At 54.2% G+C, this 7,795-nt stretch carries 9 protein-coding genes; 6 read left to right on the forward strand and 3 right to left on the reverse strand.

Going from position 1 to position 7,795, the window contains the following annotated elements:
• Window positions 1–511, reverse strand: a 511-nt coding sequence (locus VM94_RS00510; protein WP_144417538.1) for an Abi family protein, incomplete at its 3' end; no start/stop codon positions are given.
• A 78-nt stretch (window positions 512–589) separates the two neighbouring features.
• A complete protein-coding gene (locus VM94_RS00515; protein WP_138829204.1) occupies window positions 590–1,390 on the reverse strand; it encodes a hypothetical protein in 801 nt (266 codons plus the stop codon).
• Window positions 1,391–1,692: 302 nt separating this feature from the next.
• Between VM94_RS00515 and VM94_RS28020 the strand changes: the two genes are divergently transcribed.
• The 6 genes from VM94_RS28020 (at window position 1,693) to VM94_RS00545 (ending at window position 6,636) form a co-directional block, all read left to right on the forward strand.
• Window positions 1,693–1,953 carry a hypothetical protein gene (locus VM94_RS28020; protein ID WP_138829205.1) on the forward strand — a complete coding sequence of 87 codons (261 nt, stop codon included), beginning with the start codon at window positions 1,693–1,695 and terminating at the stop codon, window positions 1,951–1,953.
• Window positions 1,950–2,246: a hypothetical protein gene (locus VM94_RS00525; RefSeq protein WP_046681724.1), complete on the forward strand. Its 297-nt coding sequence runs from the start codon at window positions 1,950–1,952 to the stop codon at window positions 2,244–2,246. Before VM94_RS28020 ends, VM94_RS00525 begins: the two co-directional genes overlap by 4 nt.
• Entirely contained in the window at window positions 2,243–3,310 is a 1,068-nt protein-coding gene (locus VM94_RS00530; RefSeq protein WP_200899187.1) for a replication initiator protein A, read from the forward strand. Before VM94_RS00525 ends, VM94_RS00530 begins: the two co-directional genes overlap by 4 nt.
• A 905-nt stretch (window positions 3,311–4,215) precedes the next feature.
• Window positions 4,216–4,860, forward strand: a complete 645-nt coding sequence (locus tag VM94_RS00535) for an AAA family ATPase (RefSeq protein ID WP_046681725.1) — start codon at window positions 4,216–4,218, stop codon at window positions 4,858–4,860.
• 62 nt (window positions 4,861–4,922) lie between these two features.
• The gene (locus VM94_RS00540; protein WP_046681726.1) at window positions 4,923–5,171 is read left to right on the forward strand and encodes a hypothetical protein; all 249 of its coding nucleotides are present in this window, start codon (window positions 4,923–4,925) and stop codon (window positions 5,169–5,171) included.
• Between the two features lie 1,216 nt (window positions 5,172–6,387).
• Entirely contained in the window at window positions 6,388–6,636 is a 249-nt protein-coding gene (locus VM94_RS00545; protein WP_046681727.1) for a HigA family addiction module antitoxin, read from the forward strand.
• A gap of 665 nt (window positions 6,637–7,301) precedes the next feature.
• Here the strand turns inward: VM94_RS00545 and VM94_RS00550 are convergent.
• On the reverse strand, window positions 7,302–7,795 hold a 494-nt coding region (locus tag VM94_RS00550; protein ID WP_046681730.1), incomplete at its 5' end, for an Abi family protein.

A 7,795-nucleotide genomic window follows, 5' to 3' on the forward strand; every position in this document is an offset into this window, starting at 1 on the left:
GGTATTTATCATAATAATGGATCATTGCTAACCCTCTTTTGGTATGGCCTTCTTTCCCCGCACCTTGAATAATTTTGCCAATTACTCCGTGGTATTTGATCTCGTCGTCAAAATGTGACATGTCGAGATACCAATGCGGTGTATGAAGTTCTGCAAGAGGGTTGATGATCGCGGTCCGCAAAGCCACTTCCAGCTTTTCAATCGCGTTCAATGTCAGCAGCCGGATTTCACGGTCGAAATTGTAAAGCGCGACGATAGAGCTGAATTTCGACCGTGGGTAAAAATTCCGAGGCGCCGTGTTGCTTTGGAAGTGCCGCATGTAGATCAGCAACCGGAAGTACCCAATGGTTTTCAATGCGTTTTCTGCATCCGGCCTGTTGTCGATCATGAGGCCCTTGTCCCAAAGCCGAAGCAGCGTTTGCGCGTATGGTAAAGCAAGTTTTGTATATATATATGTAACTTTTTGCGCCTTGACGGTCGCAGCTTTAGCGTTCGGTTTCTTTGATGCCACGTTAGCTTTCAGTAAGTGATGATCGAGTTGCGAACTACCGGCCGACGCTGGCGAGGAGGCAACGGCTTAACCCGGTGCTCACCTGGTGGCGCCGGCTGGTAATGAGCGAATGCAGTCGATATCGCCCAATCCCAGTCTGAATTTGGCGACCGGCGGACGCCACGCACCATTTACCATGGGCTTAGGATCATCAGGGTCGGTATACATTTGTGGATGTCGCTGGTGCGCTGCCACTAGGGCGAATTTGCACAATGCTGCCTTCCTGTCAGCCAAAGTATATTTCAATGTTTTTTCCGGGACATCCAGACTGACCAAAAAAATGAAGTCTTCCTTGCTGTCAGCGCAAAATGCTTGGCACAAATACCCTTCATCAGTTGGCTTTAGGAATTTCACATCCAGCACTTCAACCGGTGGAAGGTATTCTTCCAGCTCTTTTCCATCGGACTGGCCAAGAGCATGCCGAATGATCGTGCGGCTTTGCTTTACCGCTGCTGGATCATTGAGATCAAGTCTGATTTGAATGCTTGTGGAGAAACATTTGACAATGCCATCCTCATCTAAACCCTCCTGATGCATCGTTTGAATCCACGGGTATAACCATTGAAAACGATTAGCCCGGAAAGAACTGGCGGCAGTGAACTGCACTGTCGCGTTCGGTACGCCGATAGTTTTTACATCATTGAGCGCGGCCTGAACGGTTTTGAAAATTTTAGGTCCACCACGTGCCACCTCAAGTAAGTTGGACAGGTGGGTAGGGAGAGGTGTCCCGAGCTGGAACTCAACTATCCATACACTGCCATCAGCAGTAGGACGTTCTATCACGGAGGCCCCAGTGATCGCGCCTACATGCTTCATAGAAAAAGCCTGACTAAGTTCCATAATCGCCTCGCTAATTCGTTATTGTATGTGCATAGTACCACTATTGAACAAGCAAAAAACATGTTTTGTATGTTTTTTTTTGATGATGTATTGTGGCTTGCAGTTTAGTCAGTATCCTCGACCCATCTGCGTGCCTGGGCATATACAGTACAAAGGAAATTATATTTAACCGGCCACAAAAATATTGTTGTGCTATCGACGGCGCGGAACGGGTTTTATGTCAAACGCGTAAATAATTATTGTAGCCGGTCACTATGCGCGCTACAGTAACGGTATTGTGCAACGCTACAGGACCGTCAACCATGGATGAACAGAAACGCCGGCCAGGCCGGCCAGCCGGATCGGGCGAGCAGCTGCCGCCCGCCGAACGCAGCCGCCAAAGCCGGCAGAGCCGCGCCGCCCAGGGCGCCACCAGGTTGGATTTTTTCCTCGACCCGCCCCAGGCCGGCCAGCTTGCCGAATTGATGGCGCAATGGGATATGGCCACCCGCAAGGAAGTGGTACAGCACGCGCTGGACATCGTGCATCAAACCGTAGCGAAAAATCGGAAAGCTCCAGTATGAAGTACAGCTATGAAGTTATCCCGCGCCCGGTGGAGCTGGGCGGCGGCTGGCGGCTTAGGATGCTTGAGAACGGCGAAGAAGTCGGCGGAGGCGTGTTCCCTATCGTCCTGGACGATCCGCAAGCCGGCGTGACCTGGTGGAACGACTGCAGCGAGCCAGAGCGTGGCCATTGGCTGGCCGTGGCTAAGTCGGCCGTACCTGCTGACGCGTGGGCAGCGTACCAGCTGGCAGAGGCGCACGCCGACGCTGAAGAAACCGCCTATGACTGGCTCGATTCCAGGGAGAGCGTATGAGCGTGAACAAGTCTCAGGCAATGGCTAATATCCAGGCCCGCGCCGACGCCGCCCTGGCGGCGAGCGTAGCACGCGGCCAGACTGACCTTTTTGGCGATGCGGAGCTGGTAGCGTCGGCGCTGCCGGCCGACATCGAGCAGCCGCTGGCAGCGCCGGCCACGGACGTGGCCAAGGTCGCCGGCAAGCGCGCCAAACTCTTGCCAGTGCGGCATGTGGAGCGCGATTTCTTCCTGTGCGATATGTTCGATTACGCCATGAAGGACGACGGCGCGAGTATGGAGGCGCCGATTTTCACACTGTCCACCAGGCCGGACCTGACCGTTTGGCATTGGGAGAGCCAGGATGGCAACCGAGCGTTAACGGTCACGCCTAGCGTGATGGGGCGCGCAACGATGTTCGATAAGGACGTGTTGATCTATGTCATTTCGCAGATGACGGAAGCCCTCAACTGCGATCGGCAGGACGCCAAAAACAGAACCGTCCGTTTTGTGGTGTATGACTACCTGGTGACGACCAACAAGCCGACCGGCGGCAAGGAATACCAGCGCCTTGAGGCCACGTTAGAACGCCTGCGCGGCACGTCGATCAAGACGGATATCAAGACCGGCGGCACGCGGTTGAAGGAGGGTTTTGGCCTGATCGACAGTTGGAGTATCGTAGAGAAATCACCGGATAACGAGCGCATGATTGCTGTCGAGGTCACGCTATCCAAGTGGCTGTTTAACGCTGTCCAGGCCCACGAAGTGCTGACGATCCACCGCAACTATTTTCGCCTGCGCAAGCCGCTTGAGCGCCGACTGTACGAGCTGGCGCGCAAGCATTGCGGTAATCAAGCTTCTTGGACTATCGGGCTAGAGTTGCTGCGCGAAAAATGCAGCGCGCACAGCCATGTCCGAGCCTTCCGAAGTCAGGTGCAGAAAATCCAGAATGCCGACACCTTGCCCGAGTACCGCATGCTCTATTCCCTGGAGAAAGACCAGGTGACGTTCTACATAAGAGATGCCAAGAAATTAGTTGCTTCGATAGCATCAGGAAAAAGCAATTTGCCGGAAAAATTCCGATGACCGGATCATCGTTATATCAATGACGCGGAGGCATATTGGCCCCCTAGTTATATCGGTGACGGCTGTGGATAGTATCGTTACATCAATGACGCTTTCCTGTGGATAGTATCGTTATATCAATGACGGGTATATCGTTATATCAATGACGCCTCGATATCAGAGAGCCAATGCTGGCGCGGCTTCCGGCACGATATCCACAGCCTTAACAACGCGCGCGTCTTTTAACTCTTTTAAAATCTTTAACGCAAAGACGCGGCCTGCGGCCGGGGCACCCCGCGCAGCGGGGTGCCCCCGATCAAGTCGGCTCCCCCTCCTGATTGTCAAGAGCCCGCAAGCGGGCTAGGAACGCGCCTTAGGCGCGTACATACGAAAAACTGGCACGCCACCGTCTCGGGGCCATGACAGCTTACTAGCGACTCCAACGCCAGAAACGCAACTGCCAACGATCGGACGGTCTGGAGGACCGCCGTGCTGGGCAGGGGTGGCCCTAACGGGCCATCCTCGCTCCTTCGCCTACGGCTTCAGTCCTCGGACTCAAATCGCCCCTGTAGGCATCATTTCGGCTGGTTGGTTAGCTTTCAGACGGAGGGTAGGATGTGTCTCGGCAAGATAATGGGTCTGTGGCTTGTCTATGGCCTCGCCAGCGCGTTTTTAGGAAGTAAGGCAGCCTCCGCCCTGCACTGGATAAAAAATCGCCCAGGGCGCGATGCCATGGGCGGTTTTGGGGTCTCAGGTGTAGTGGAACGTAAAACCCCCGTTAAGACAATTTTTTGTGACCAGGATGGCCGATTTGGGTTACGCACAATCATTTTTCATCGGCGACCGAAAACCGTGTTCACATTTCATTGAAATTGAATATTCAATGACTATAATATGAGATTCATTAGACATCGATTGGATAGCAAATGAATGGCAAAATCATCACGGTCGGCTCGACCAAGGGCGGCGTCGGCAAGACTACCCTGGCGCTCAACATCGCGATCGCGCGGGCGCTGGCCGGGCGCGATGTCTGGCTGATCGACGCCGACCGCCAGGGCACGGCGTCGACCGCGTTGGCGATCCGTGGCGAGGCCGGCAAGCTGCCGGCGATCGCCACCGCCCACTACGCCGACGGCGGCCAGCTGCGCACCCAGCTGCTGCACCAGCGCGGCAAGTTCCAGGACATTGTGATCGACGCCGGCGGGCGCGACAGCACCGCGCTGCGCGCCGCCTTGGTGCTGTCCGACTTGGTACTGGTGCCGTTCCAGCCGCGCTCGATCGACGTGTGGGCAGTGGCCGACATCGCCGCGTTGATCGAGGAGGCGCGCGCGATGCGCGACGGGCTGCAGGCGCTGGCCGTGCTAAACATGGCCGACACCGCCGGCACCGACAACGAGGACGCCGCCGCCGCGCTGGCCGACTACCCGGCTATCAGCTACCTGGCCACGCCGATCCGGCGCCGCAAGAGCATCGCCAACGCGGCCGGCAATGGCATGTCGGTGCTCGAGCAGACGCCGCGCGACGACAAGGCGATCGCCGAGCTGAACGCGCTGCTGCAGGCGATATACTGACAATTTTTTGAATATTCAAAGAACATTCATTTGATACCCAATAGATATTGAAAGACTCCCACATGGCCATCACCAAAAAACCCGGCGGCAAGCCGCCAGCGGCGACGCTGGCGCAGTTCATCGAGGCGGCGCCGGACGGCGCCAAGCCGGCCAAGGCGCCGGACGACGGCAGCGTGCAGATCACGCTGCGCCTAAGCCGCGAGCAGCTCGAGCGCATCAGCCACGTCGCCAAGCGACAGGGCATCCCGCGCGCCAGCTACATCAAGCGCTCGGTGTTCATCCAGCTGGAGGCGGACGAGCAAGGCAAATAGCTGGCTTGCGGTAGATGCTTCAGCTCCTGATCGAGAAGCCAAGACAGAGCTGGTCAGCGGTGCCGCCGACTTCCGGACGAAGTTCATGGCCGACCGTGCGGCTAAGCAGGAGCAGCAGGCAATGGAGTGCGCCCAGCTCGAAACCAGGCGCAAGGCCGAGCTAGAGCGCATCGCCCAGGCGACCGCCTGGGCAGTCCAAGAACAATGGCGTGCCTGACTACAGCCCAGGGCGGTAGGTCGATTCGATGAATTGTCCCTTTTTTGCTTACTTCTTCTTTGGGACAGGGGGGTGGACGTGGATTGGCAGTGTCGGATGCTTCGGGGCATTCGGCGGGTCTACATGCCGACGGCGATCATCGGTGCCATCTTCTTTTTTCGGTTTTGGACCTGGTTTGATGTTGTACGTCATTTTTGACTTCCTAAGTTTGCAATCACGGCGACTGCTTTGCATAAATGGTTAGTGTTACTAAAAATTCAAGTGGGCGAGCGTAAAGATTCCCACACCACTTGAAGCGAAGTGTTGTCGACTGAATTGGTTAAATGAATGATTTGACCTGTTGCAGGAAGCAGATGCTGCAATGTATGAGCACAAGACAATTAAGAAGAAAAATAAGCCACGTTAATAGAGGTTAGTAGGCCGCGCCAGCTCAGTAGCCGCGCCCCGGATCGACGCTATCTGGCATCACAGCGTGATGCCGATGCCAAATTGAACCAAGCGGCCGAGAAGCGCTGGGCACCGCCTAGGTTCGGCGCTTTGGAGTAATTCGGCGTCGGCGCCAACAAACGCTAAAACAACGCCGTAAGTCAGGTGCATGCACGGCTCTACGTTGTAGGCCATCGTAAAAAGAACGACGAAGTGCTGGGCAGGATATGTGAATGTAGCTACATTCACTCCTGCAATTTCGCACTACCGTGCTAAATTGAATAAATCTAACGTTGCCTTGGGCTTGCTTTGAGATTGGTCTGGGCTTGCTCTGGACTTGCTGTGAAGGTGCTTTGAGCTTGCTCTGGGCCTGCTGTGAGAGTGCTCTGGCCTTGTTCTGAGGGGGCTTCGGACGCGCTTTAGAAAATCATTGAGATGTACTTAAATTTTCTAAAAGGACGAGATTTTAGAGTGAGGGCAGGATACGCATGCTTGTGTTAAATCCAATGGAATTGAGCGGTAAGCCCCATTTTTAGCTATCTCGATTATTATTAAATTTTTACGGATTTTACTATGAGTCACCTGCACAATCCGCCGCATCCAGGCGAAGTAATTAGAGAGTATCTTGGTGAAATGACAATTTCAGATGCAGCTACGCGCCTGGGTGTTGACTATGTCACGCTTCAACAAGTGATCACCGGGGCGGCAGGGATTTCTAATGATATGGCGCTTCGCCTTGGCGATGTTTTCGGTACCAGTTCAGAACTTTGGAGTGGGATGCAACTGCAATTTGACTTGTTTCATAAAGACAAAATGATGTGAATTAGTCTTTTAAGAGACAAAAAAAGGGATTTTTTTGTCTTTCTAGTGATTTTCAATTATCTCTTGAAAGACAAAAAAAGCACTAATTCTGTCTTTCGCAACATTCATGTTAGCGCCTACGCAGAATTTACCCACCATGCCGATTTTGGCTGGCCTAGGTTAGGCGCGTCGCGTCTGCAGGCTGTTGATGTTGGCGAACCAGGTCAATGCCGGTGGTACGTTGGCCAACTGGTGAAAGGCGGCAACGGTTAGTGCCTGCGGCGCCGGCGTGGCAGGCAACTTGCAAAACGTCTGACATGGGGTGTTCCTGGTCGATGCAGACTGAATCTTCATCGTACTGTTGTTAACGTACTTATCAACAGTGGAACTTATCAGAAAAGCACCTTTAAGGAAAACCTTGAAGGGACTTTTGCGGAGGGTATGACTTTTGATATAGCCGTGACTATTGGGAAGAACTGCGATGCCAGGGTAGCACCTAGTACGTGGCCCAGTGCGTACTAGGCCGTCTCACCAGCTGTAGATTTATGAAACCGACAGCACAAAATGAAAAAGGCGCTTGCGCGCCTTTTAGCTAAGGATGTTTCGCTTCTATGAGAGGCGTTCCCAGCGTTATCATTTACGATTGTAAATAGTTCGTCACGACTTGTCAAGCGGCGCACCCGTAGTCAAGTCCACACCGGTCGGGTGTTCCAGCCCCCTGGAAAGCCCAAGTGCTTGCGCGGGTCTACATGCGCACAGGACGCCAACAAGGCGAGCAAACTGTCTCGCCACCAGCCATTAAGGCCCAACTCCCGCATCAGGAGCTGTATTACGACAGCACGGCTGTAAAAACTTGTCGGGTTGGTGAAGTCGATACTGTAAGTCTTGTGCGTCGCTGGCGGAAACCCCGTAATCGGGTTGTTCCATAGCCTGTCTTGATGGGCGCAAATATTGCGCAAATTAGCCAAGGAATGGAACCACGAGACAAGCAGATGTTCGGGATACGACCAGATGTAACGGCCCACGATCCTGCGCCGGTCAATGCGCAATGCCTCAAAGAAACGGGACAAGACGCCGAAGCTCAGCTTCTCGCAGACCAGCCAGATCGGCGGCAGCACGGGGGAGTGGTATTTATCATAATAATGGATCATTGCTAACCCTCTTTTGGTATGGCCTTCTT

The organism is Janthinobacterium sp. KBS0711 (genome assembly GCF_000988085.1).
GTDB lineage: Bacteria > Pseudomonadota > Gammaproteobacteria > Burkholderiales > Burkholderiaceae_D > Janthinobacterium > Janthinobacterium lividum_E.